This is a genomic window from Alkalihalobacterium sp. TH-98 (assembly GCF_057473385.1).
On sequence record NZ_JBYCKM010000022.1, the window covers coordinates 12,088 to 36,636 of the forward strand.

General features: G+C 35.9%; 22 protein-coding genes and 2 pseudogenes. 19 read left to right on the forward strand and 5 right to left on the reverse strand.

What is annotated here, in order from left to right; genetic code table 11:
* Positions 1–370: 370 nt before the first annotated feature.
* Positions 371–1,621 carry an erythromycin esterase family protein gene (locus tag AC2VNP_RS08735; protein ID WP_486916975.1) on the reverse strand — a complete coding sequence of 417 codons (1,251 nt, stop codon included), beginning with the start codon at positions 1,619–1,621 and terminating at the stop codon, positions 371–373.
* A 773-nt stretch (positions 1,622–2,394) separates the two neighbouring features.
* On the opposite strand from AC2VNP_RS08735, the gene AC2VNP_RS08740 reads away from it, so the two are divergent.
* The 4 genes from AC2VNP_RS08740 (at position 2,395) to AC2VNP_RS08755 (ending at position 5,016) form a co-directional block, all read left to right on the forward strand.
* Positions 2,395–3,129, forward strand: a complete 735-nt coding sequence (locus tag AC2VNP_RS08740) for a hypothetical protein (protein ID WP_486916956.1) — start codon at positions 2,395–2,397, stop codon at positions 3,127–3,129.
* 67 nt (positions 3,130–3,196) lie between these two features.
* Positions 3,197–3,787 (forward strand): signal peptidase I SipW, encoded by a 591-nt coding sequence (gene sipW / locus AC2VNP_RS08745; RefSeq protein ID WP_486916957.1) that lies wholly within the window; start codon positions 3,197–3,199, stop codon positions 3,785–3,787.
* Between the two features lie 67 nt (positions 3,788–3,854).
* The gene (locus AC2VNP_RS08750; RefSeq protein ID WP_486916958.1) at positions 3,855–4,688 is read left to right on the forward strand and encodes a TasA family protein; all 834 of its coding nucleotides are present in this window, start codon (positions 3,855–3,857) and stop codon (positions 4,686–4,688) included.
* A gap of 184 nt (positions 4,689–4,872) precedes the next feature.
* On the forward strand, positions 4,873–5,016 hold the full coding sequence (locus AC2VNP_RS08755; RefSeq protein WP_486916959.1) for a hypothetical protein: 144 nt from the start codon (positions 4,873–4,875) through the stop codon (positions 5,014–5,016).
* A gap of 132 nt (positions 5,017–5,148) precedes the next feature.
* Here AC2VNP_RS08755 and AC2VNP_RS08760 read toward each other — a convergent pair.
* Positions 5,149–5,295: pseudogene (locus AC2VNP_RS08760) on the reverse strand (RNA-guided endonuclease InsQ/TnpB family protein); the annotation flags it as partial.
* Positions 5,296–5,459: 164 nt separating this feature from the next.
* Here AC2VNP_RS08760 and AC2VNP_RS08765 point away from each other — a divergent pair.
* The 8 genes and pseudogenes from AC2VNP_RS08765 to AC2VNP_RS08800 form a co-directional block, all read left to right on the forward strand.
* A pseudogene (locus AC2VNP_RS08765) lies at positions 5,460–5,567 on the forward strand (WYL domain-containing protein); the annotation flags it as partial.
* A complete protein-coding gene (locus tag AC2VNP_RS08770) occupies positions 5,562–5,909 on the forward strand; it encodes a helix-turn-helix transcriptional regulator (RefSeq protein WP_486916976.1) in 348 nt (115 codons plus the stop codon). The pseudogene AC2VNP_RS08765 and the gene AC2VNP_RS08770, both read left to right, overlap by 6 nt.
* 139 nt (positions 5,910–6,048) lie before the next feature.
* Positions 6,049–6,621, forward strand: coding sequence for a TetR/AcrR family transcriptional regulator (locus AC2VNP_RS08775; RefSeq protein WP_486916960.1), 573 nt, complete (start codon positions 6,049–6,051; stop codon positions 6,619–6,621).
* A gap of 121 nt (positions 6,622–6,742) precedes the next feature.
* Positions 6,743–7,603, forward strand: a complete 861-nt coding sequence (locus tag AC2VNP_RS08780; protein ID WP_486916961.1) for an SDR family oxidoreductase — start codon at positions 6,743–6,745, stop codon at positions 7,601–7,603.
* A gap of 25 nt (positions 7,604–7,628) precedes the next feature.
* Positions 7,629–8,051 carry a hypothetical protein gene (locus AC2VNP_RS08785; protein ID WP_486916962.1) on the forward strand — a complete coding sequence of 141 codons (423 nt, stop codon included), beginning with the start codon at positions 7,629–7,631 and terminating at the stop codon, positions 8,049–8,051.
* Positions 8,052–8,332: 281 nt separating this feature from the next.
* Positions 8,333–9,661 (forward strand): DUF4139 domain-containing protein, encoded by a 1,329-nt coding sequence (locus tag AC2VNP_RS08790; protein ID WP_486916963.1) that lies wholly within the window; start codon positions 8,333–8,335, stop codon positions 9,659–9,661.
* Between the two features lie 168 nt (positions 9,662–9,829).
* Positions 9,830–10,543, forward strand: a complete 714-nt coding sequence (locus AC2VNP_RS08795; protein WP_486916964.1) for an SIR2 family NAD-dependent protein deacylase — start codon at positions 9,830–9,832, stop codon at positions 10,541–10,543.
* Positions 10,544–10,832: 289 nt separating this feature from the next.
* Positions 10,833–11,225, forward strand: coding sequence for a hypothetical protein (locus tag AC2VNP_RS08800; protein WP_486916965.1), 393 nt, complete (start codon positions 10,833–10,835; stop codon positions 11,223–11,225).
* Positions 11,226–11,470: 245 nt separating this feature from the next.
* Here the strand turns inward: AC2VNP_RS08800 and AC2VNP_RS08805 are convergent, their stop codons facing one another.
* Positions 11,471–12,823, reverse strand: coding sequence for a cytochrome P450 (locus tag AC2VNP_RS08805; protein WP_486916966.1), 1,353 nt, complete (start codon positions 12,821–12,823; stop codon positions 11,471–11,473).
* A gap of 250 nt (positions 12,824–13,073) precedes the next feature.
* Between AC2VNP_RS08805 and AC2VNP_RS08810 the strand changes: the two genes are divergently transcribed.
* The 5 genes from AC2VNP_RS08810 to AC2VNP_RS08830 all read left to right on the forward strand — a co-directional run bounded on the left by AC2VNP_RS08810 (position 13,074) and on the right by AC2VNP_RS08830 (position 18,847).
* On the forward strand, positions 13,074–13,601 hold the full coding sequence (locus tag AC2VNP_RS08810; RefSeq protein WP_486916967.1) for a hypothetical protein: 528 nt from the start codon (positions 13,074–13,076) through the stop codon (positions 13,599–13,601).
* Positions 13,602–13,659: 58 nt separating this feature from the next.
* Positions 13,660–14,619, forward strand: coding sequence for an alpha/beta fold hydrolase (locus tag AC2VNP_RS08815; RefSeq protein WP_486916977.1), 960 nt, complete (start codon positions 13,660–13,662; stop codon positions 14,617–14,619).
* A 453-nt stretch (positions 14,620–15,072) separates the two neighbouring features.
* Positions 15,073–16,269, forward strand: coding sequence for a M50 family metallopeptidase (locus AC2VNP_RS08820; RefSeq protein WP_486916968.1), 1,197 nt, complete (start codon positions 15,073–15,075; stop codon positions 16,267–16,269).
* A 536-nt stretch (positions 16,270–16,805) separates the two neighbouring features.
* Positions 16,806–17,981, forward strand: coding sequence for an ATP-binding protein (locus AC2VNP_RS08825; RefSeq protein WP_486916969.1), 1,176 nt, complete (start codon positions 16,806–16,808; stop codon positions 17,979–17,981).
* 251 nt (positions 17,982–18,232) lie between these two features.
* The gene (locus AC2VNP_RS08830; RefSeq protein ID WP_486916970.1) at positions 18,233–18,847 is read left to right on the forward strand and encodes a hypothetical protein; all 615 of its coding nucleotides are present in this window, start codon (positions 18,233–18,235) and stop codon (positions 18,845–18,847) included.
* 225 nt (positions 18,848–19,072) lie between these two features.
* Here the strand turns inward: AC2VNP_RS08830 and AC2VNP_RS08835 are convergent, their stop codons facing one another.
* Positions 19,073–22,183, reverse strand: coding sequence for a trifunctional glycoside hydrolase family 18/polysaccharide deacetylase/glycosyltransferase family 2 protein (locus AC2VNP_RS08835; RefSeq protein ID WP_486916971.1), 3,111 nt, complete (start codon positions 22,181–22,183; stop codon positions 19,073–19,075).
* Positions 22,184–22,387: 204 nt separating this feature from the next.
* Here AC2VNP_RS08835 and AC2VNP_RS08840 point away from each other — a divergent pair, with 204 nt between their 5' ends.
* Complete coding sequence (locus AC2VNP_RS08840; protein WP_486916972.1) at positions 22,388–23,041, forward strand: hypothetical protein; 654 nt, start codon at positions 22,388–22,390, stop codon at positions 23,039–23,041.
* Between the two features lie 254 nt (positions 23,042–23,295).
* Here the strand turns inward: AC2VNP_RS08840 and AC2VNP_RS08845 are convergent, their stop codons facing one another.
* Entirely contained in the window at positions 23,296–23,844 is a 549-nt protein-coding gene (locus tag AC2VNP_RS08845) for a helix-turn-helix domain-containing protein (protein ID WP_486916973.1), read from the reverse strand.
* Between the two features lie 203 nt (positions 23,845–24,047).
* On the opposite strand from AC2VNP_RS08845, the gene AC2VNP_RS08850 reads away from it, so the two are divergent.
* Complete coding sequence (locus tag AC2VNP_RS08850; RefSeq protein ID WP_486916974.1) at positions 24,048–24,203, forward strand: hypothetical protein; 156 nt, start codon at positions 24,048–24,050, stop codon at positions 24,201–24,203.
* The last annotated feature ends 346 nt before the right edge of the window (positions 24,204–24,549 follow it).

Here is a 24,549-nt window from a genome sequence, read left to right on the forward strand (position 1 = left end):
CCTTAAGATATACAGTATACTTTAAAGCGTTAAAAGGTGAAGGATGCGGTTAGATGGTATTTTGAAATAGTAAAATGAGCTAGATCGGAAAGTGTCTTTTACTTACACTTATTTGGCTAATTTGTTTTTTTATTAGTTAAGCACAAAAAGAACTTCACTATAGAAGTGAAGTAATTGAGGAGAAATGATAATAGTTAGTGGCCTCTTTCTTAGGAGGAATAACATGAAGGAGTTTGTTATCCGATAGGTTTAACGAGGCCAGATTAAACCTTTAAATTATATATATGTATATCTCTTAGTTTTATGACTAAAGTATATGAACTCTTTGGATTTCCTACTGTTGAAGGGGGGGACGACAACGCTTTCTCCATTATAGCGGAGAAAGAGCAGTTGTTTTATCAATATGAATAAAAGCATCGTATCGTTGTGATAGACGGGATGGTACATAATTACCGTGATGTTCAAATTCAGGATGATAAACAACACCAATCGCACGATGGCCAATCACATTAGAGAAGAGTTCTTTATTCTCTTCTGTAAACAGTAAAAATTGGTTATAGGCCCCTGCATGATGAAGAGCTTCTTCCCAGCTACCTGTGACGCCTTGAGGGACAGTCATAATTTCAGCAGGTGAACCCCATTTCGTTCCCGCAATAACAGTACCTTCGTATGTACCAAACCCTACCGCATACACTTGATTTTCCCCGAAAACCTCTCGAGTTAATTGTCCGACATTGACCATTCCTTCTTTAGCCATATCGGTAGCGCGCGCATCGCCAATATGGGTGTTATGTTCCCAGACAATGCCCTTAGCAGAAGAGCCATAAAACTCACTAATATGTTGTAGCGCTTCGACCATATGACGATCGCGAATATTCCATGACTCATTATCGTTCGTCACCATCGTGTGGTAATAATGTTCAGCATTCATAGCTGCGATCGCATTAATATTCATATTCAGATTTGCTTCTGGGTCTTCATCGTATGCCGTTTTGTTTTCTTTTATAGTTGACAACAGTTCCATCACTTCATTCATGCAGTCTTCTCCATAAAAGGCAGCTGAAATCCCATAGTTTTCAGGTTTCCTGTGATAAGGTTCGAAGCATTCGATTGCTTGTAGCGCTTTGTCCAAATCAGGGGATTTAATCTTTTTTAAATAATCAACAATCGCTTCTATAGACTCCCATAAGCTATACACATCTATTCCATAAAAGCCTATTTTTCGATTGGTTTGTTGTTGATTGTAAGCGTGAAGCCATTCGATGAGATCGACCATTTCCCCATTTGCCCACATCCAACTCGGCCAACGATTGAACGACTTTTTCAATACATCTTCAGCACTTGAATACTCGGGGGCCATTCCTTTAATGTAACGATTGACTTCATAACAAGCAGGCCAATCTCCCTCGACGGCAATAAAGGAAAATTGATGCTCCTGAATGAGTTGCTTTGTAATGTCAGCCCGAAACGTATAAAACTCCCTCGTTCCATGACTTGCTTCACCAAGCAGTGCGTACTTTGCTTGGCCTGCTTTCTGGATTAACGGTTCGAGGTCCGCTGTCTTATTAAATGGAACGGCATGTTTTTTAATATGGTCAGTTAATTCGCTTGTTGTAATCAATTCCTTCACCTCGTGCTTAGTATGAGCGGGAATGAGCCAAGTAATTCCAGAAATGAATGAAGGAACGAATAGGTGATTTGAACATTTCGGTAAATAAAAACATCAACGAGAACGAATCTATTAAAAAATGCTTACTTATAATTGATTTCTATTTCAATCTAAATTAATTGGTCACTAGAAAACAGTGCAAAGACTAGATTATGTTAAAAATAGAGAAAGAAATTAATATTAAAAACGGTATGTAATAAAACAAAAGTTCCTTTACTTTTTTACTTTTGCAGAAAAAAACCCGATTGATTAAGTTCTATGATAAGTCTTTATGACTAAGAAAATTCAATAAAAAATGATTAATTTTACATTTTATGTAAATAAACTAAGTAATACGAAACATATCTATAATTTTCTTAATATAACTTGTAATTTCTCTTTACTATCTTAAATTCCTTAATGCGAAATATTATTTCCTTTAATTTAAAAGGTTTTCCTATCTCAAGGTCCCTAATTCAAAATTAAAAAAATGATAAAAAAATAGTAGTAGAAAAACGAAAAAAAATTATTAAAATTAGCATGAAATAGCTAGAAAACACAAGAAAGTAATTAGTTTTATCAGAATGCTTTCGTTTTTTCGTTGTTTTTACGAGTTCTCAATTTTTTATACGTCTCGTATATTTAGGTCAAGTTCAATAAAGTGAACAAAAATGAACGAAATAACCAGGGGGGGAAAAACAATTAGATACAAACGAGTTCAAAAATTTAAGAGAAGATCCAGAAGAATGATAATAGGACTCCAAATCATTTTGCTCTCGTATATTCTTCTAGTTTCAAGCTTACATGTAAGTTCATATACGGACGCATCCTTCAATGATATTGAAGTTCTCTTTTTTTCTGTAAAAACAGAGTGGGATGTTGAAGGTGAAGAACATAGTTTACTAGATTTTAATCATTCTTCAATAGTTTATGGAAGTATATGTACACAAGAGAAGACACTAATCTTTACCGATATTCATTATTCAAGCCAGGATATGAATGAAGCTGTATGGAAGTGGGAGTTAGTTAAGGTTGCCGGCGTAAATGATAATGGTACTCCGGTTCAGGTGGGTGAGGCATTAGCAGAGGGTTTTATCAACAAAGAAACATTATTTACCAACCAACTGGCTAGATTAGAGGTTTTAGTTCAACTTGAACCTGGCGACTATCGATTTAAAGTTAAAAGGAATGGAGAAAACTCAAATTTTATTTGGAGTAAGAGTATTGCTGTAAATCAAAGTTGCTCAAGCGAAGAGCCAGTACTACAAGAAGAAATCGTAAACCATGAGCAAGAAATGAAGCCTAATGTTGACAACCAAGTGAGTGACGATAGTAATGTAGATCACCAAGAACAAGAAGAAATAGAAGAACCAAAACCAGAACCAAATTCAGAGAAAGTTCAAGACCAACTAGCAGATATATTAAACGGCAACCATGGGGAAGGCGACACAAATCTAAAGGAATTAGCATTAGATAACTAACTATAACTATAAATATAATAGGTTTAATAAGTTTAATAACTCTAGTATTCTATCATTTAAAAAGTTGGTGATAACATTGAAGGTTCATAAAGTTTGGAGCTGTATTATTAATGTTTTATGGGGGGCTATTTTTCTAGCATTAGTTGTTATGTTATTCTTGGTCATTTCGAGTAGGGCGAGTGGAGGTGAACCCCAACTGTTTGGGTATCAACTTAAGACCGTCCATTCAGGATCGATGGAGCCCACTTTTATGACAGGGTCAATTATTGCTGTTAAATCTATTGAAGATAAGACGCAGTTAAAAGTGAACGATATTATTACTTTTAAAGAAAATGCAGAAAAAGTAGTAACCCATCGAATTACAGATGTTATAAAAAATGGAGACCATGTCCTCTATCAAACAAAGGGTGATCATAACGAAGGTGCAGATGTTAATTTAGTCTTATCCGAAAATGTCATTGCTCTTTATTCAGGTATCACTATTCCAATAGTAGGCTACATTATTAGTTTTTTTAGTTCATCTAAGGGAACAGCGATTCTCCTTATTATTCCCGGCTTATTGCTTTTAGCATATTCATTTTTTACGATAGGCTCGGCTATCCAAGAAATAGAAAAGCAAACCTCACAATCTGAAAAAGCAAATGAGGAACAAACTTAAACAGGTTGCACACCTTATGTTTACATAAGGGTCAATATATCAATCAAAAATTGAGGAGGATTTAGGGATGAACATTAAGAAGAAGTTAACTGTAGGGGTAATGTCAGCTACATTAGGCCTATCATTAGTGGGAGGAGGAACATGGGCAGCATTTAATGATACCGCAACCATTAATAATCAGTTTGCAACTGGAGTCCTAGATTTAGAAGTATCAAAAATCAGTAATCGACCTATCAATTTTGATTTAGGGAATATGAAACCAGGGGATAGTGTTACAAGAGAATTTCGTTTAAAAAATAGTGGAAGTCTTGCCATAAAGGAAGTTCTATTGCACGTCACAGCTAGTGATTTTAAAGTAGATAATTCTGCAGTAACAAATCCCGAGGAAATGTTAGAGTATCTTGACCAGTTCGAAATTAATTTATTTAGGGTTGAAGGAGCTACAAGTGGAACAGGTATAATCAAAGCTAACGAAACCCTAACTTTAGGTGATCTTTTTGAAGGGAATTTTCAGAATAAGATCGTTGATGGTTATCTTGCAACAGATAATAGTGGTCGAATTAACTTAGCCCCGTTAGTGACCCATATCAATAGTAGTTATCGTGGGTTACCGGTTTCTCCTAGTGATACTGACGATGTTAGAATTAAAATAACATTCAAAAATGATGATGCTAGAGTTGATGGTCAAACATGGGGCGAACAAGTTCAAAATAAATTTCAAAACAACAGTATAAATTTTCAGTTTAACCTAGAAGCGACACAGTGGGACGGAGTTCATGTTAGAAGCTTTGAAAGTAACGGTGAAGTAAATAACAAAATAGCAGGTTCAGCTGAAGGAGCATCACAACCAAGTATAAGAGTTGTAGATACCCCGACAATTATTGATGTCGTCAATGATTAACGTAGTATTATAGGTATAGATACGTTGAAAAGGTGGTTTAGGCCACCTTTTCTCTTATCTCCGAACATAGGTAGATCTAAAAATGAGTAAAACACTAGTAAGATTACGGAAGAATCAAAAGTAGATTTCAGGAAAATAAGTTATAATAAACCTATTAATTCGTTCTTCCATGGAGGTTACCTCGATGAATGAAAAGCAATCTACAAAACAACGACTATTAATAATTAGGGATCTATTGAAAAAATATACCGACGAACAGAATGAACTGACAATTAGAGAGTTAGTAGACTTGTATTATGAAATTACAGAACAAACGGGTGGGGCATAAGGCCAGACGAGATGACCAGTACTTATCATCTTTAATCACACAATCTTGATTGGAAAAAGAGACTTCTTTTTCTTTAGCACGACTATATCCTGGGATTTTGGGTCTTGCTTTGAACTTATTTGGATTTGTATTCTCGTAAACTAAACCTGTGTAAATTTGGCGAATAAAAAAATTAGTTGTATTATGCATATTTTTTGCGTTTCGACACATCTCTTGAAAGTAAGAATGCATACGATGTCCACTTTTCACCCAAATTTGCATCGTTTTGTAGTTTTCCATTTCGACACCAAATTCAAACGTATGTTCCTATATTTATTTTGCCAAAAAAGGTGAGAAATTCCTAGTGATGACACTCAAAACCGTCAATTCACCTCCCACTTAAAATTCTAAAGAATTTTTGAGGAAGGAGTCTTCTTGGCTGAAATGATAGAAATGAAGATCATTATCTGGTAAAACCGTATGCCCTAGTCTGGAATAATGAATTTTACTATCTGATTGGCGAGTTTATTACAGAAGGAGATATCCGTCATTACCGGATTGATCGAATGCGAAATGTTGAGGTGACTGAGTATACGTTTATTCTCAATCCTAATTTTAATATCAATCATTATACGCAAACCCTGTTTTATATGTACTCGGGAGAAGAACGCAGTATTGAAATTGAGTTCGTTAATCAATTACTGAATGTGGTAAATGATCTGTTTGGCTTAAATGTAAATATTCGACCACATACAGAAGGTACGTTTCGTATAACGACCAATGCGGTAATTAGTGACGGGTTAGTGCGCTGGTTATTAACATGGGGCAGCGACGCAAAGGTACTTACGCCACCATCACTAGTGGAACGGATGAAAACAGAAGCGGAAAAGCTGTATAAACAGTACCAGAAATAACTTAATTTACATTTTAAGCACAAGTAAAACGCAATAAGAATAAAAAACCACAGCATGTATATTTATAATGTTGACAAAATAAAGAGAACGTAATAATTTATATATAGACCAGTTGTTATAATTTTAAGGTGGTAATTGCATGAGTGAACAGAAAAAATCGTCTAAAGATAAAATTATAGAAACAGCTTCAAGGCTATTCCAAACTCAGGGCTATCATGCGACAGGACTTAATCAGATTACAAAAGAAAGCGGTGCGCCTAAAGGATCTTTATATTACTATTTTCCAGAGGGGAAAGAACAACTTGCCAGTGTTGCTGTCGAACGGACTGCTGAATTAGTGTCTAATCGGATAAAAGAAGGTTTAAATAAATGTGATAACCCCACGGAAGCTATTCAAAATTTCATAAATGATTTAGCAGATGCATTTGAAAATCGAGAGTCCAAACAAGGATTACCAGTTGCGGCAGTAGCATTAGAAACTGCACATTCAAGTGAAGTCATTCGTCTATCATGTCAAGAAGCTTATGAAACATGGCACCAAGTTTTTGCAGAAAAATTAATGACAAGCGGCATTGAAAAGGAAAAAGCATTAGAACTCGGATTAGTGATTAATGCAATGATTGAAGGGGCATTTATAAATGTGTTTACGAAAAAAGATAGTGAGCCGTTACGTCAAATTGCTCGTTATATTCCACTTTTGTTGGCTAAATGAGAAGGTGTGAAGGTGTACTTTATAAAAGTAGACCTTTTATTTAAACCAAAATTATATAGACTGGTCTACGTATATTGAGTATGAATTCATATAAATAATGTTCTGGAAGGAGGAGTTTTAAATGAGTCAAACGATCTTAGTGACAGGTGCAACAGGTAATATTGGTTATTATGTTGCAAAAGAGTTAGCACAAAAAAAACAACGTGTTCGAGTAGCCGTCCGTAATGTAGAAAAGGAAAGACATACCTTTGTTAACATGAATGTTGAAATGGTTGAATTTGATTTTCTTAATCCCACAACGTTTAAACAAGCACTTGATGGAATTCATAAAGTGTTTTTAATTAGACCACCTCAACTTGCCAACCCCAAAAAAGATATACAACCATTTATCAATGCTCTCAAGAATAATAACATTGAGCAAATAGTGTTTGTGTCACTAATGGGAGTAGATAAAAATCCAGTTGTACCACATCGGAAAATTGAGGATATGATCCGTCAATCAGCGATTGGTTATACCTTTTTGAGACCGGGATTTTTTATGCAAAATTTAAATACAACACACCGTGAAGACATTGCCTTTCGAAATGAACTGTTTATGCCAGTGAGTAAAGCAAAGACAAGTTTTATTGATACAAGGGACATTGCATCGGTGGCAACGGTTTGTTTAACAGCGGAAGTACATGTAGGAAAAAGTTATACGTTAACTGGGGCTAAGGCGATCGATTACGACGAAGTCGCACACATTTTAACTAACACATTAGGGCGTCCCATCGTTTATAAAAATCCTGGTGTTTTAAAGTTTCGCCGAACGATCATACAAAGAGGAACAAAAAAAGAATTTGCCAATGTGATGACAATGCTTTACGTCCTTACGCGATTAGGAACAGCAGAAAAAGTAACGACAGATGTGGCTAATATTTTAAAGCGGGAACCGATATCGTTTGAGCAGTATGCAGCAGATTTTAAAGAAGCTTGGAATTAAATAGATTACTAGATGGGAGAGAATTATGGTGTACCAGAAACAATTTACTTCGTATTTAAAGACAGGGGTACTCGCAGGTGTAATTACTACGATTCTTGTTAATGTCGTGTTTATTCTAATGGGATTGATTGTCGGACATGAAACCTACTTTATTGGCCAAGATCGTGATACTTTGTATATCGTCTTTATATCCTTTGCAACCTTTATGGCTTTATTTTTAAGTGGTATTATTTTTTACATGCTTCAAAGAACGACGAAGAAACCGTTGTTATGGTTTTCGATTGTTGTTTTACTAGGCTTTTTATTCAACACATATACAGCAGAAGTAGATCTACATGAGCAATATCAACTTACAGCTCATATCTTACATGTTTTTGTTGGAGGTTTAGCTATCTATTTAGTACCGAAGCTTTCAAGAGAGAAGTTGAAGAGAAAACCAAAGAATTAAATCTATCACTTTTTAAAAATCCCATTGTTTAAAATGAGACCGACGACCTGTATGAGTAGTCGGTTTTTCATTTCGTCTTATAGTCTCCTAGGAAACCTAATAATTCTGCGCTCTCTTTTTTTCTACCCTACCCAACAAAGGAAACGGTCCCAACGTTCTTCTATATATAATAAGAGAAGAAATGAAGAACGAGAAAATTCATCGAAAGTTAATAATTTGACATAGGTAAAAGTTTTCACTTGCTCGAATAACATACTAATTCGAAAAAAGGAGACATGATGATGAGACTACAAACAACGAATGAGGATTGTCACAAGCTTAGTATTACGATATATAATGATGGTTTTGGTCTAGTGAAAGAGGAAAGGAAGCTTTATAGTACGGATGCCATATCAGAAGTGCAATATGTAGATGTAGCTGAGAAAATAGAAACGGATTCAATCATAGTTAGTGGTCTTAAAGTAGAGGAATTTAATTTTGATTATGACCTTGTCAATCAAAGGAAGCTTCTAGAAAAATACTTAGAACAAGTCGTTACGGTCCATGATAAAGAGCGTGGCGAAAAGACGAGACTTCGAGTATTAAGTGTAACCGATGGAATAATCGGTGAAAAAGTGGATACGAAAGAAATCATCATCAATCCTGTCGGGGAGCTCATTTTGCCTTCCCTGCCATCAGGACTAATGGTCAAGCCCGCTCTAATATGGAATATCAAGCCACAACGGATGAACCATGAAATTAAAGTTTCATATTTAACAAAAGGAATACAGTGGAACGGAAACTATGTTTTAGAGTTGCAAAACAATACATTTCAACTGACTGGCTGGGTACAGATTAACAATCAATCTGGTACAACGTATAACGAAGCTCAATTAAAACTTATTGCAGGAGAAGTAAATCGCGTTCATGATATACGTGTTTATGATCACGATGAGCATATTGTTTACAGTCACATGGAAATGGATGACGAGCCTGAGAATTTTACGGAAAAAAGTTTTGCTGACCAGCATATGTACACTTTAAGTCGCCCTGTGCAGTTAAAAAATCAGCAAGAGAAGCAAATTAACTTTTTGAATATTGCAAACGGTGAGTATAAAAAATATTACGTTGTTGATCGTTACACCGAACAACCAACGATTTTGATAGAAATGATGAACAGTAAAGACAACCAAATGGGATTACCGCTTCCTAAGGGGAAAGTCAAAGTGTACCAGGAAGATGACAGCGATCAAACGTTAGAGTTTATCGGGGAAGACGAAATACCGCATACTCCGAAAGATGAATTAATTACACTAACGATTGGAAAGGCATTTGATATTGTAACAAATAGTAGGGAAAAAAAGCGATACAGAGCGTATGACTTTGAGGGTGAGTATGAGTATGTTGATTACGAATACGTTATAAAAAATAAAAAAGATGAACCGGTTATGATGAAAATTGAACATACGATATACGAACGATGGTCGCAAATTATGAGAAGCAGTCATTCGTATGAACAAGAGAACACAAGACAACTTCTATTTTGGGTTGAAGTCCCTGCGAATCAAGAAACAATCGTTTCATTCACTTATGAAATTGACCAAGTGTTCCATGTAAAAGTGCATAAATAATAAGGATTTTGCTACTCTTTTTCATGTTTTGAACAGCTCCTTTTAACAAAGCTAGTACATGGAAAAGATAGGAATGTAAACTTGTTTTATAGGGACTCATTTTGTAAGTGGACAAATGATGGTTCATACCATCTAGGCAATGGAAACTATGATTCGGTGGTGATATCAGTGAACAAAATCGATGAACTTTATCAGGCATTAAAGGATTCCAACCATACGGTCGTACTTACTGGTGCCGGTATGAGTGTTGAAAGCGGGATTCCGGATTTTCGCTCGAAATCTGGATGGTGGAAGAACATTGATCCTTTAACCGTGGCTACCGTCGATGCGCTAGAAGAAGATTATGATTTATTCCATGAGTTTTATTCAACCAGGCTTCAAACACTTGGAGACTGCCAGCCCCATGATGGACACCGTATACTCGCTAAATGGGAGCAGAAAAACCTCGTTCATGAAGTCGCAACGCAAAATGTCGATGAGTTTCACATGATGGCTGGCAGCAAACAAGTAGATCAATTGCACGGCTCTATTCGAACGTTCCGCTGCCATCAATGTGGAAGTTCAGCAAGTTTTGAGCAATTTAAAAATAAAGAAAGCTGCAGTATTTGCAACGGAAAGATCCGCCCGAATGTGGTTCTTTTTGGTGAAATGCTGCCGGAACATGCGTGGAACAGCGCTCTTCATCATATCGAGCGAGCAGATCTTGTCATCGTCATTGGCACGAGCTTACAAGTATATCCTGTAAGTCAATTACCACAAATGACGCAGGGGAAAACCGTTTATATCAATAAAGAAGTGAATGAGCATCACTCATTTTTTGATTTAATCATCGAAGGAAGCGCAAAAGAAACTTTGATCGCAGTCGACCAGTTGATTCGGTAAGTGGTGTAGGAATTAATAGACTAAGGAAAAGAAAAAACGGGAGGTATTAAGAGTGGACATAACCGTATTAATGATGTAATAGAAGTAAAGGGTACCGGACTGAGCTTATGAAACATATTTATAAGTTTGCAAAAGAGAAGGACATCCGATTTAATAGAATTGGATTACTGGACAAAAAACGATGGTGCGAAGAATTTTTACGAAAAGAGAATTTTGTTAGCTATCGAGAATTTGTATATAAACAGCTTTAACGATGAAAAACAGAATGTTGAAAAGGTAGGACTTCGTCATGAAAAAAGTGATCATTTTTATATTGCTAGGATTCGTAGCTGGGTATTACTTCACATCGTTTTTCGATCGAGGCTTCAAGATTGAAATTCGCAACGAAACCAACTCAGAAATTACGGGGATGTATCTAACCTATTATACTAGCATTTCTAACATAGACATACCAGCGATACCAGCGAACAAAAAAACTAAAGTGAAAGTCAATCCAACTGAAGACTTTAGTGAAACCACGGTGGAATTACAGTATCAGGATAAGCAGGGGAGACTGCATCAAGAAACGGTATTTGGCTATATTGAACAAGGTTATTCAGGAGAAGCGATTGTTAGCATTCAGTTAATTGATGAAAACGGGAAGTTAGAAATTGAAGTGGAAGAGAAGACATCATTTTATTGATAGGACATGCTAGCAATCTGCTAGCTATCTCCTACCAACTTCATACAAACGCTTATTCTAAAGGGGAAGTCAGTGTGGATGTTTTATTATCATTCATCACTATTCTGTATTTTTCCCTATTATTCGCAAGGTCGCATGATATAAGAACTGGTAGTTGGGGTGACCGATATTTTTACTTGTATGTACTTGAGAGCTGGAGAAAAGGTCCACCTCTCTTGAAAACTGACTAGCCTCCAATAACTTAGTTACTTTTTCGTAATTATCATTTTAATTCCTTGTTTCGGTCTCAGTGTTATGAGTGGTTGAGGTTTGATGTCGTGATGATCGGGTGCAAGTGTTAGGTTGAAACGCTGGAAAATACAAGCTAAAACGAGGACGGCTTCCATTACTGCAAAATGATTACCAATACAGACTCTCGGTCCGCCACCAAAAGGAAAGTAGGCAAATGGCGGCAATGATTTTAGAAGGTCATTTTCAAATCTTTCAGGAATAAAAGAAGTCGGGTCCTTAAAATAAAGTGGATTACGATGAACCACGTAGGGGCTCATTAGGATCATTTCGCCTTTCTGGAATAAATAATCGCCGATTTCTACATCATCATCTACCTGTCTCCCTATAACATAAGCTGGGGGAAAGAGTCGAAGTGACTCCCAAAACACATTTTGTGTATAAGTTAGCTTACTAAAATCATCGGGCTGAACGTTCCGGTCCCCAATTACTTCGCTAATTTCTTCATTTAACTTTTTCGTAACTATAGGATGCTGTGTGAGTAAGTACAGCGTCCAAGTGAGTGCATTAGCAGTCGTTTCGTGTCCAGCTAAAAAAATAGTCATTAGTTCGTCCATTAATTGCTGATTAGACATCCTGTGACCATCGACATCAGAACGTGCTTTCATTAAAATTCCTAGTAAATCTTCGTTTCTTTTTTCACTCTTTCTTCTGCCTTCAATGATGTTCGTGAGAGTTCGTTCTAGTTCAAGGATGGAGTTTTTATAGGCTCTATTTTCTTTAGTGGGTAGCCAGAGCGGGAAGTGAATAAGCGCTCGCATTCTTTTGATTGCTAATTTCATGTAGGTTTCGATCGGCTGACCAATGACTGCAGACCCTTCTTCAAGGTTCATGCTGAACATCGTCTTTGTAATGATCCCGAGCGTAATATTCATTAATTCTTTTGAGATCAGATACTCCTTTTGATCTTCCCATTTGTTAAGATAATCGTTTGTTATATTAATCATTTCATTAGCGTAATGAGTTATATGTGTTTTTCTAAAGGCAGGCTGAATTAACCGCCTTTGTTTCATATGAACATCTTTTTCACTCGTTAGTAATCCTTCACCGACCACATCTTTTAGTACTTTCAAATCTTTAGACTTAATAAATTTACTTTGTTGGATAACTAAAATTTCCTTCACTAAGTCAGGATTTGAAATGTGATAAACCTTCTGAAATGGGCCAAAACGAAACCCAGCCACCTCACCATAGCTATCTGAAATACTGGTTAAAAAATGTAAGGGGTCCTTTTGAAATGCTCTTAAGTTGCCAGTAAAGCAATTTCCTTCTGGTCTTTCGATTTGATCCCACGTTTTTACTTTTCCCATCTTATGTCCTCACTTTCAGCTATTCTGCTTAGATAATCTATGATAAAAAATGAGATGCGTTTGTAAGAATATCTAAATTAGGTCCTAGCGATTCAAAATAGGCAATGGTTAAGATGGATACGATTGTAAAAAGCTAAATTCGCCTAAATTACATAAAACTAGGCATAAAAGAAAACAGGCGTGAATTGGTTGAATAGTTTAGTGGTATATCTAATTATTTTGCAATTGGATAAGAGGGGAAGTGATGACTTTGGCTCAAAAGAAAACATCAGAAGGAATACAGTTAGATGCATTAAAAACATTAGTGGAAGACTTAGAAAGATCTATAAATCGTATAATTGAAAAGGTGTTGAAGGACGATCAGCTGGCCGACCTGATCAAGTATGGGTCTAAAAAGCACTATCAATTTTTAAAATTAATCCGTGAATATGCAGAAGTAGCCGCTGTGCAATTAAATGTTCCAACTAAAAACGACGTAGCCAATATTGCTCAGTTAGTGAAACAGCTCGAAGAAAAAATAGAGCGTTTAGAAGAGAATTTGATGACAGCCTCTCCTTCTTTACAGACTGAGGTACAAGAAATGTTGGAATATGATACAACGACAATACAAGATCCATCGATGGAAAGAGAAACTGACGAGAAACCTAAAGAGGTTCGAAGAGAGAGAGTCAAAAGTGAATTAAAAGAACTGCTACTAAAGAACTTATCGGAGACTTCAACTGATCACTCCATGATACAAAAACAATTACTTGACCGTTTGTTAGAACGGAGGAGATAAAGTGAAGGACAAACGACAGAGGGGTCTGAGGAACCCCCCAGCCGTCAGCTCTAAGGAGTTGACCCTCAAAGTTGGACAAACACCTAATAAGCAAATTTGGAATTTAAATAAAGCGTCGTTATCCTACTACCCGACAAAGAGGAAAAAATATAAGACCCCGCTGTTACTCATATATTCATTAATTAATAAGCCGTATATTCTAGACTTATATCCGGGAATGAGTATGATTGAAGCGTTTCTGAAGGAAGGGTACGACGTTTATCTGCTTGATTTCGGTGTACCTGGTTACGAGGATAAAGACTTAACATTAGACGACTATATTTTGAAGTACATCGATAAAGCGGTAAAACGAACTTTAATTCATTCCCGAGCAGATGAAGTTAGTTTGATCGGGTATTGTTTGGGTGGAACCTTAACAGCAATCTACACAGCCATCGCAAAGACTCCAATTAAAAATGTCATTCTTTTTGCGCCGCCCATCGATTTTAGTAAAATAAACATGCCGAAAGATTGGTATAACACGCTGAGGGACGAAGAATTTAAATTAAATGAAATAATAGATGAGTACGGTATTATTCCTGCCAAAATCTTAGAATCTGTAATTCACATTGCCACCACACCATTTGCCACCCGGTCGAATATCACGATAAATGAAACTTCGTCCGATTTACGGACACGTTTGTTAGAAAAATGGGTTAAAGATCAGGTCCCATTCCCAGGCCCAACGCTAAAGCAATTAATATATGATCTAGCTATAGAAAACAAACTAGTCAATGGAGACTTAACTATTGGGGGCGAAAAAATCTGTTTGGAAAATATTAAATCCAGCATACTGGTAATCTCACTCACCAACGATGAAATTGTCCCGGAAAAATTTACAAAATCAATGATGCATTTATTATCATGTGAGGATAAAACGTTCGAACGGATAGATGGAGGACATATTTCCATTGCCGTGACTGGGGAAATCCCAACGATTGTAAAGGAATGGTTATCGAAGAGGTCGATTCCTTTTTAGTCCAAGGTCATCGGTAGTTCGAGCGATGATTTCTAAACTAATTCGGACCTTGGGCTTTACAATGGGAATGAATTTGCAATGACTGTAAAACTGAAAATAGTTACTCCAGGCTTCAATTCTTATTTGGAGCCTGGGTTTTGTGTTTTACATTAGGAGTTTTTCATTTTTTAATAATTAACCTAGAAACTAAGTGAAAATATGATGCAAGATAGTTTGAAACTTATATCGCCTTCATCCGTATACATATGAAGCAAAAGAAACGAAGAATAATAAATACTACTGATGTGGGAGCATATGGAAAAGAAGAACCGATAAATGGAATTTGGTGGTGTTTTAGTATTCTTTACGGCATCGTTTAAGATGACACCACTGTTTGGGTGAGTCCCATTTATGAATTACTCGCATATTTTTTTTGGAGAATTTTAATCTATTATATTTAGGGTGGTATTAGAGATGACAAAACAAAAGTTCAAAAAATACTTTATTTTCATAGCTTACATGATCATTGGTGCTATTACAGGTGGAGGAATTGCTTATAGTTTGTCTAACATCGAGTTCCCATCTGTGTATACAGCATTCCCTTTTTATGTAAATTTATTAATCGTTGCATGTACATATTTTATCGCAGTCGCTTTTCATGAGTTTGGTCACGCCTATAGTTTTTCTAGAAATGGTGTGAGGATGCGAGCGGTTATTGTTATGTTTTTATTTTTTATTAAAGAAGATGGACGTTGGAAGATTAAGTTTCGTCCGAATAAATTAACGGTTATTGGTGGAATTGCAATTCCTGAGATTCGAGCAATTAAGGATCAAGCGGACTTAGAAGAGACGCAGCGGGCGTATGCCAGCGCAATTATTGCGGGTCCCGTTTCTTCTATCATTCTTTGGGCAGGTGTTACGCTCCTGTCTGTACTGGTCTTTTTTACAGCAACGAATGCAGTCCTTATATCAACAACATTTATCGTTATGATATCTTTAACGATCATTACCTTGTTTTTACTTGCGACAAGTTTCATCAAAAATGAATATGCAGTAGGGGATTTCCCAGCCTACAAGCTAGCTAAAAACGATCGTTTTTTTATCGCGATGCAGCTTTATCAGTATGCACTTTTCGCAACTGAACATGAACGGGTTAGAAACGAAAACCATTATTTAAGAACTGTTTTGTTAGATGAGTTGGAGAAAAAGTTACAAGAAAGGGATACTCATATTTATACGCTTGGTCTTGTCGATCATTTTATTATCGAACATTTAACAGGGCGAATTGAGCAAATGCCTTCGGTGATCGTCGACTATGTGGATTACTTACAGGAAGATGAAGAGAGGTTAGCGAAAATAAAAGCAACGGACTTTGGGTTGAGCATCTATTTTCATATTTTAAGATATATGTACACGAAAGAAGAAACGAAGCAAAAAACTCTAAATCTTCATGAGAACCTAAAGAGTGAATTGAAACCAAACACACCGATGAGAAAATACTTGTTAAAGCAAACCGACCATGCATTCGGCCTCGCCGATCATACGGAATTCCTACAAAACAAAGAAAATATTTGTATTTCGCCTGCTCACGACATTTGGAAGAATTTCGAAGGGTATTTTGTTGACGAACTGAAGTTAAATCAATTGGAAGTCAATAGAGAAGTTCACTAGACTGAGCACTATGTTCGCTAGCGCGGCGTGGTCGATAAGAAGGAAGCCGATCCGTAGCTAACATAATAAGGGGAAAGCAGGTTAGAAAAAGAAATTTGTGACCTAAAATTACCAGTATAAGGGATTAGCGGCTCATAAAAGAAACTTGTGGCACGGGATTACAGTATAAGGAATAAACGGGCTCGTAAAAGAAATTTGCGGCACGAAATTAACACTATAGGGTTCGTAAAAAAAGAACTGGCTTAATTTTTCAACAATGGGAAGAAACGGGTTCATAAAAACGAAAGCAGCTTGATCGATTAGGTAGAACCAAGTTAAAACCAGTGGAACCATATAGATGAATACAACCTATATTCCAATTAAACTAGCAAATCATTATTTCAAAAAGGATAAATGTTACAATTGAAATATAGATTAAAATATAAATTTTTTTCTCATTAGCACTATATTCCCGTGTCATAAATGTTAAAGTTATATTATAGTAGTAGTATGGATCGTGTAAATTTTTTACATATAAGTATGGTTGGGGTGAGAGCTTGAATACGAAGAGTTTGAATAATGTTAAAGAACAAAAATTTAATGAAAAAAGTGAAATAGACCGGTTACATCAAGAGATTGAACATTTAAAATTAGAACTCAACGCCTACAAGCAAATGGCTCAAAACTTTAGTGATAGTGAAAAAGCGTTTGACCAGTTATTTAATAATATTTCGGATGGTATCTATTATTTTAAAGTCTACAAAAATGGTAGGGCTGGAAAATTTATTAATGTAAATCAAATCGGTTATAGTAGGTTAGGCTACACTCGTGAAGAAATGCTTAAAATGTCCCCAATCGATATCGATATACATGAAGAAGATGAGGTGCTTCAACTGGTTGAAGCCATCTTTCATAATGAAACTCATATTTTTGAAACGGTACATATTAGTAAAGAGGGACAGCAAATTCCTGTTGAAATTAAGGCGCACACGTTTGATGTTGAAGGAGAAAAATACATATTATCGGTATGTCGAGATATTACGGTAAGGAAACAAACCGAACAATTGATGATACAGGCCGAGAAAATGAATGTAGCAGGACAACTTGCGGCTGGAATTGCTCATGAGATTAGAAATCCGCTAACGTCGTTAAAGGGGTTTGTACAGCTCTTTCGTTCCGGTACGATACCAAATGATGTATTCCTTAATATTATGGAAGATGAATTAGAGCGAATTGATTTAATTTCTAGTGAATTTCTATCACTTGCAAAACCGGTAACTACGGATTTTTCAAAAGTTAACTTACATGTTCTTTTAAAAGACATAGTTGCTCTTCTAGATACGGAAGCCTTTAAGCAGTCGATTTCCATCTCTACTGTATTTGAAAGCGAAGAAGCCGCCGTACTAGGTGTAAGTTCTCAGCTTAAACAAGTATTTATCAACCTAATAAAAAACGCTATTGAGGTTATGCCTGATGGTGGTAATATTTTAATTAAAATAGAAAAAGAAAAAGAGTATTTGAATGTCTCCATTGAAGATAAAGGTGTAGGCATGACAGAAGAACAGTTAAGAAGAATAGGGGAACCGTTTTTTACGACGAAAGAAGCGGGTACAGGAATTGGTTTGATGGTTACTTACACGATCATCGAAAATCATAACGGAAAAGTGAACGTACAAAGCAAATTAAATGAAGGTACAACGTTTACGGTACAATTACCCGCGATTCCTGAATAAACTCCATATTAAACGGAAGCATTACTTCAATAGTAAGTAATGTTTTTTATTATTAAAAAAGGAACATGATTTCTCTTTTTCTAGCTGTTACTGGTAAAATATAGACTGAAACGGACTCATCTATTTACGGGTGGTAAATAAGTTGTTTTTATAAAAAAGTTGAGGAAGTTTGCTAAAATAATGGTGATAAGTATCATTAGTTTGTTTCATAAAAAAACAACTAAAATCCGTGTGATTAAGGAGGATATCATATGGAATTTGAAGGAAGTCATTCACTTCACGACCTTAGAGAAAAGCGTCGATTTCAGCTGATCGATTTACAGCGCCTTTTTAAGCAAGGCCACATAGAAAAAGATTATCGAGGGTATTTTACATTTGAGCATGCGTATCCATTTTTTGAGGAGAAAAGACTAAAAAAATATTATATTAATGAAGAACTAGAAAAAGTAGAGCAGACGATTGAAGGATTTATGAGTGAAGGTGAAAATTTACTTCAACGGTTGGTAAAAGGAAAACGGTCGACTCAACAAGAGTACGAGATTGCAGAGCAGCTCATTCAATTAGACTTTTCTATCATTCGCTTGTTTGACTACTACTCTGGCAAATCGCACCTTCCATTATTATCTCACCGGCAAGTGCTTTCCTGGTTAATGCATGAGCATCGTTATCGCCTTTTTATTGATTTTATAGAAAAGCAAAAATCTACACCATTAAAGAGCCATGGACATATTGAAACTTGTTTAGGAAAGTTAAAGTATAAGAAATGGCGTAAGCAAATGGACCAACGAAACACGGCACAGCAGCAAACGCATTCAAATCGTTTGCTAGTGTTATCGCCTTACCGATTTAACATTGAAAAGGATTGACGCTTTTGACGTTGAGTTTAGATATGGCTAATAAGTCGTCGCAGTTGTTCGAGGGTAGGCAATAATTAGCTAGGATTTTTAGTAGAGAGATTCAAGAGTTACAATTAAAACTAATTGAAACTGAAGAGGACTTATATTTTATAGCCTAGGTAAAACGAAACAAAGCAAGGTTGATAGACTTCGCTTTGTTTCGTCGCCGGATATTCCTAAATTCTTTTTGACGCGCTAATAACCCTTCTTACCTAAACGGTCAAGTTTTACCCATTTCACACTAACTCCTTGGATCGCTTTGATGACGACCTTCCACGTAATGTAAGCGAAAAAAATACGGTAAGCAAAACGTTGAATAATAATCCAACGAAGGGGTGAGAGTCTTTCTCTTTCCAATTTAAAAGCGTAAAGGGAAATGAAAGTATCTATGGCGATGAAGATCAAGATATAGATGAGCAAGCTGTAAGTTTGAGTGAGTAGAGCGATGATGAGGAGGATATCAATAATTGGAACGAGAAGCTGAAACGTAATTTGAAACATCATATTTGGAATTCCTATAAAAGCTAATCCTTTATATTTCGGTTGAAATAAAGCATCTTTATGCTTCCATAAGCTTTGGAGAATTCCAAAATACCATCGCAATCTCTGTTTAGTAAGGTCTTTTAGTTTCGTTGGGACTTCGGTATAGCCTAGAGCTTTTTCTTCAAAAATAATACGTTTACCAGTACGTATTATTTTGATAGTTAAATCTGTATCTTCTGCTAGTGTCTCTTCTTCAAATAAATTAACCTTTTCAATGTCTTCTTTTCTCCAAGCGCCTAAAGCTCCGGGTACAACCGTAATGGAATTGATCATTTGTAACGCGCGTTTTTCTAAGTTGAAACTTGTTACATATTCAATATGTTGCCAAAGGGATAGAATTTTTCTTTTATTCCCTACCTTTACGTTACCAGAAACAGCAGATACCATAGGGTCTTGGAAGTGTTTAATTAAATAGCTAATTGCCTCTTCGTTGATTTCAGTATCAGCGTCCATCGTAATAATAATGTCACCTTGTGCTTCTTGAATTCCCCGATTTAATGAGGCCGCTTTCCCTTCGTTTTCTTTTGAAATAAAATGAATATGATCTAAATGGTTGAAATTAGCCTCAAGAATGGAACGAGTTCGATCAGTAGAGCCATCATCAATGATCACTAATTCATAGTTTGTGTAATTTGATGCCAGGATGGTAGAAACGGTATTTTCTATGACTTTTTCTTCATTATAAACAGGGAGGATCACGGAAACGAACGGGTTGTAATCTTCCGTTATAATGGATGGATGAGTTTGTTTTTGTTTATAGCTCAAATAAATAAATAGGACGACACGAACCAAAACAATTACAAAACTAGAGAAAAAAATGAGCTTGAATAGAGTAGCTAGTAATGGTCCAAGTGAAGCAACGAATTCGATTATGGAACCAAAAGATGACTTTTTTTCAACGGGTGGCATTAAATCAACTTGGTCAAGATCTAGCAGTTCACTAATCGATACAAAAGAGTAACCGTCTGACTGCAATTGTTTTATGATTTGAGGTAAAGCAGCAACCGTTTCAGAACGATCGCCGCCACCATCATGTAGCAAGATGATGTTTCCGTTCGGCAGTTCTTTTAAAACGGTGTTAACAATTTCCTCACCAGATTTACCTTCCCAATCTCTAGAGTCTATATAGTTTCCCACAAATAAATACCCCATGTCTTGTGCTGTCTTTACTGCTGATAATTGCTTTTTATCGTAATGAACATCTGTTGTATAAGGAGGTCTGAGTAAGGTGGTTGAATACCCTGTCACATCTTTAATCAATATTTGGGTAGCATTCACTTCAAATTTAAAACGTAGAGAAGACATATTGGATAGATCCTTGTGAGTAAAGGAATGGTTTCCAATTTCATGGCCGTCGTTTACTATTTGCTTTAAGATATCAGGGTGCTGGAAACCTTGTGAGCCGGTAACGAAAAAAGCTCCCCTGATCTCATGTTCTTTTAAAATATCTAAAATTTCTAAAGTGTATTCAGAAGGGCCATCATCAAAAGAAAGTACGATCTTTTTTTCATCCCATCCCCCCATATGAAAGACCTCATAAGGAACTGGGTATTTTTCGTAAGTTATATTTTCTATAAAACCCTCACTATTATAGAGAACCGAACGCTTTCCGCTTTGCTTCATCGAGCCGATTTTAATGATCTCTCCACTTCCAATACGTTTAAAACTGACTAGAGGTTCTGTCGTTTCTATTGCATTACTTATTTTTTTGTTACTGTCTAGTTGTTTATTAAGCAACTTCCAAATCGAGGGGTCTTCAAAACCTAGTGTATCTATAGCAACAGATGAAAATTGCTTAGATGAAATGTGTTGCAATTGATTAAAAAAGGTACCTGCATCACTAAGCCATACATCTTTTGGTACGTATTGATGGTCAAGGTAACTAAAATAATGCTGACTCAACTCGTTATCCCAATATAGTTCACTATTGTTTTTATTTACGATTGACATCGCTTCAGTAAAAGAGAGTTTATCAGTAAATTGCTCATTTACAGTAAGAGTATATGTTGGAAGTGCTATAACGACTTGGTCTTTAAATTCACTCCATTTTAGAAGTGTTTCTGTCAGTTTTTCAGGAGGGAGTGCCGGTTGAACATTAGGATTCCTTGGATCATATGCCTTCACAATGATCTTATCAACACTAGAAGAGAGTACTTTGATTTCTTTTGAATTTCTATTGCTTTGAACGGTAATATAAAGCTCTTTATCAATTCCTGAGAGTTGCTCATTTAATATATCTAGAAAAGGGAGATATAAAGTATATTCGATATCTGGGGCGAGTTCGATATTTACGCCATCTGATTGAGAGTATTGGATTTGTTTTACAATTTGTTTACCAACCGTTTCGCTGACTAGATCACTTTGTAACAATTGTTCGAGTTTCCATCGTTCTAGTGGTAGGGTAGGAACGATCTTTACATCCGTTTCTTTGATCAAAGATGTAATTGGATCAATTGACTGATAAGTGACTTTGTAGTTTTCATCAATGGATAAGGCGTCTGGCAGTACAACATCAATAGAATGTAAATGTTTACGTAATGATTCTATACCTAACGGATCATTTGGTGTAATAAAAGCATATACTTCTTTCTTTTCTTCTTCAGATAGATTGAAAACAACGGAAGGTAGGGTAGTAGGTGCGTAAATATAGGCGATTGTTAACACAACTAAAGTAATTACAATTGACAAAAGAGAAAGGGTAATTTGTCCTAACCATTTTTTTCTTTTTCCAGTCTTGTCGGTAAATATGAGCTTTTTTTTCATGCATAACACCGCCTCTCAAAAGAAGAATATGCTTGTAACACTCATATGGTGCATACCTCCTATGAATACATAAAACTTTTTAAAATAAATTAAACATAAGAAAAAGGTCGTAATACCTACAGATCTAAGGAAACTACTACTGGATAATGTTAGAATAAAAAGTATATATATACTTTTACTTTCGGAGCCAGAGGTGAAAATAACTTGAATGGAATGTTCGAAATAGAGGAAACTGGTAGACAGGATCAAATTGAAGTGGGTGCATTCACAATTGAAACGGCCCAGTGTGGGACGCAGCCTAATGATATGACGGCTGTTTGCCAATTTTTTGCTGCTCACGATGTGATGACTGGACAAGATGCTCTAACCATATTACCAACGCCGACTAAAGAGGCGGAAAACATCATTATGAAGGAACTGGCACCTCATTACCAAGATGTGAAAAAGATATACGTTGATGAAAAACTAGTAGAAATTAATGTACAATTTCTGAAAGAACGGTCGAAAAAAATAGTGAAACAAGGACTAGTGCAAAGAGAATTACCATTAGTACACGACCTATATCGTACGGAACAGTTGAATCTACCTACTCAACCCCGAGAATTAAAATACTATTTGATTGATAAAAAAAACGTAGTTCCGATACATTCGAAAGAAGTCGAAGAAATTGGACAATTTATAGAGAGCTCTTTTTTTGCTAGAGATGGTGTGATTTCTTTAACTCCAAGGGGATGGAAATTAAAAGAGGAATTATTAGAAGCTGTTTCAATTAGAACATTCGCCTCAATTGCAAACCGCATTATACTCGTCGTGGATCGTGAAGACCTTAGCGTAGTGGGGCTGGATCTATATGGATAAATAATTGACATTTGTTATTAAAAACTAATTAATATGGAGTGAGAAGAACGACTTATGGGGTTGTTCTTTTTAGCTAGATGGAACATAAGGAACAATCGATGGAGGAGAGCCAATGAATTATCATGGCTGTAGCCACACCTTAGAGTTATAAGAAAAGCAAAACGAAAGGGGTCCATTCTTCTACGTTTTGCTTTTTTTCTTTTAAATATGTAATTTTTCTAATTTACTAGTAAAGTAGTTTCTACAGATTTGGTTTATTCTTCCTCATCCGATGTGAATTCAGTGATGTCCATCGATGCTGTAACGACTCCAACAATGACAGAGTTGCTGTCTACAAGAGGTTCGGCAAATACATAATAACAGCGCACGCCATCAGTTAAAGGAAAACAAATTTTTTTCTGCTTTTGTTTACCCTTTCTTATAACTTCTTGCTTTAAGGCCATTAAAGCAAGTGTTCCTTCGTTCAGTGACAACTCGTCATCTCGTTTACCTAGACTATTTTCTGGATCAAAATCAGGATGTTGATTAAAAATCCAAGTATATCTTAACTCCAAATCGCAATGTGCAATAATCATTGGAGAATTTCTCAACGCGAGCTGAAAAGGTTCACTAAATTCATTTGTATAAAAGGCAGAGGGGCTGATACCAAGTGTAGTTGCAATATTTTTTGCCACCTCAAAACTAGGGTTACGACTGCCATTTTCGATTTGTGTATAGAATGCTCGATTGATAAATGCTGATGAAGCAACTTCCTCTTGTGTTAAGCCTCTTTCTTTTCTAACATTTTTTAACCAATCTCTCATAAATAAAATAATCCTTTCTCAATCGCCAAAGTAAATGGGTCAATTATGGTTTATGTATTGTTGATAATAGAGAAAAATTTATATATTAGGCTAAGATGTAGCAATTAGCCACCTTTTAATTGGTATTTATGAAGTAAGATTAATATAACGAGATATAGTAGATAAGTAAAGAAATAAGCTTATAAATGAAGTGGTGAGAATAATTGAGAGGAACAAAAGTCATTTATAACAACGAAATATATATTGTTTTGCATGACTATGGGAATGGGCAAATCGAAGTACGTAAAGAACAAGCAACATTGTATTCGGATATACAAATAGTAAATATAGAAGACATTGAAATTTTAATTGAGGAATAAACTGAGCTAGTGAAAATAAAAAACAACAATACTCTGGGTGGTTCTACGTGCGCTAATTTACATACAAATATGGATGTTCCTTGCCAAGGACTGCTACTTCAGCAGTCCTTTTTGTATTTCTGAAATGTGTTCTTCGTAAACTGTATTGCTATTAAGCTGCATATTAAATCAGTTTAAAAGATCAAATTAGTTATTCATCTAGTGAGCAGATCCAAAGGGCTGCCTCAAAATCAGCCAGAATGGTGAGCGGTAGAGGAAAAATTAGGAGAAATCGTGAACGAAACGGCGTGAATCGTGAGCGGTAGAGGTAAAAATTAGGAGGAAGCGTAAACGAAACGGCGTGAAT

What these genes read in the sequence shown, in the direction of transcription:
- AC2VNP_RS08775 (WP_486916960.1), top strand. Translation starts at nt 6,049, where the DNA reads ATGAGTGAACAGAAAAAATCGTCTAAAGATAAAATTATAGAAACAGCT.
- AC2VNP_RS08820 (WP_486916968.1), top strand. Translation starts at nt 15,073, where the DNA reads ATGACAAAACAAAAGTTCAAAAAATACTTTATTTTCATAGCTTACATG.
- AC2VNP_RS08835 (WP_486916971.1), bottom strand. Translation starts at nt 22,183, where the DNA reads ATGAAAAAAAAGCTCATATTTACCGACAAGACTGGAAAAAGAAAAAAA.
- AC2VNP_RS08790 (WP_486916963.1), top strand. Translation starts at nt 8,333, where the DNA reads ATGAGACTACAAACAACGAATGAGGATTGTCACAAGCTTAGTATTACG.
- AC2VNP_RS08780 (WP_486916961.1), top strand. Translation starts at nt 6,743, where the DNA reads ATGAGTCAAACGATCTTAGTGACAGGTGCAACAGGTAATATTGGTTAT.
- AC2VNP_RS08785 (WP_486916962.1), top strand. Translation starts at nt 7,629, where the DNA reads ATGGTGTACCAGAAACAATTTACTTCGTATTTAAAGACAGGGGTACTC.
- AC2VNP_RS08770 (WP_486916976.1), top strand. Translation starts at nt 5,562, where the DNA reads ATGCGAAATGTTGAGGTGACTGAGTATACGTTTATTCTCAATCCTAAT.
- AC2VNP_RS08800 (WP_486916965.1), top strand. Translation starts at nt 10,833, where the DNA reads ATGAAAAAAGTGATCATTTTTATATTGCTAGGATTCGTAGCTGGGTAT.
- AC2VNP_RS08830 (WP_486916970.1), top strand. Translation starts at nt 18,233, where the DNA reads ATGGAATTTGAAGGAAGTCATTCACTTCACGACCTTAGAGAAAAGCGT.
- AC2VNP_RS08805 (WP_486916966.1), bottom strand. Translation starts at nt 12,823, where the DNA reads ATGGGAAAAGTAAAAACGTGGGATCAAATCGAAAGACCAGAAGGAAAT.
- AC2VNP_RS08845 (WP_486916973.1), bottom strand. Translation starts at nt 23,844, where the DNA reads ATGAGAGATTGGTTAAAAAATGTTAGAAAAGAAAGAGGCTTAACACAA.
- AC2VNP_RS08755 (WP_486916959.1), top strand. Translation starts at nt 4,873, where the DNA reads ATGAATGAAAAGCAATCTACAAAACAACGACTATTAATAATTAGGGAT.
- AC2VNP_RS08750 (WP_486916958.1), top strand. Translation starts at nt 3,855, where the DNA reads ATGAACATTAAGAAGAAGTTAACTGTAGGGGTAATGTCAGCTACATTA.
- AC2VNP_RS08740 (WP_486916956.1), top strand. Translation starts at nt 2,395, where the DNA reads ATGATAATAGGACTCCAAATCATTTTGCTCTCGTATATTCTTCTAGTT.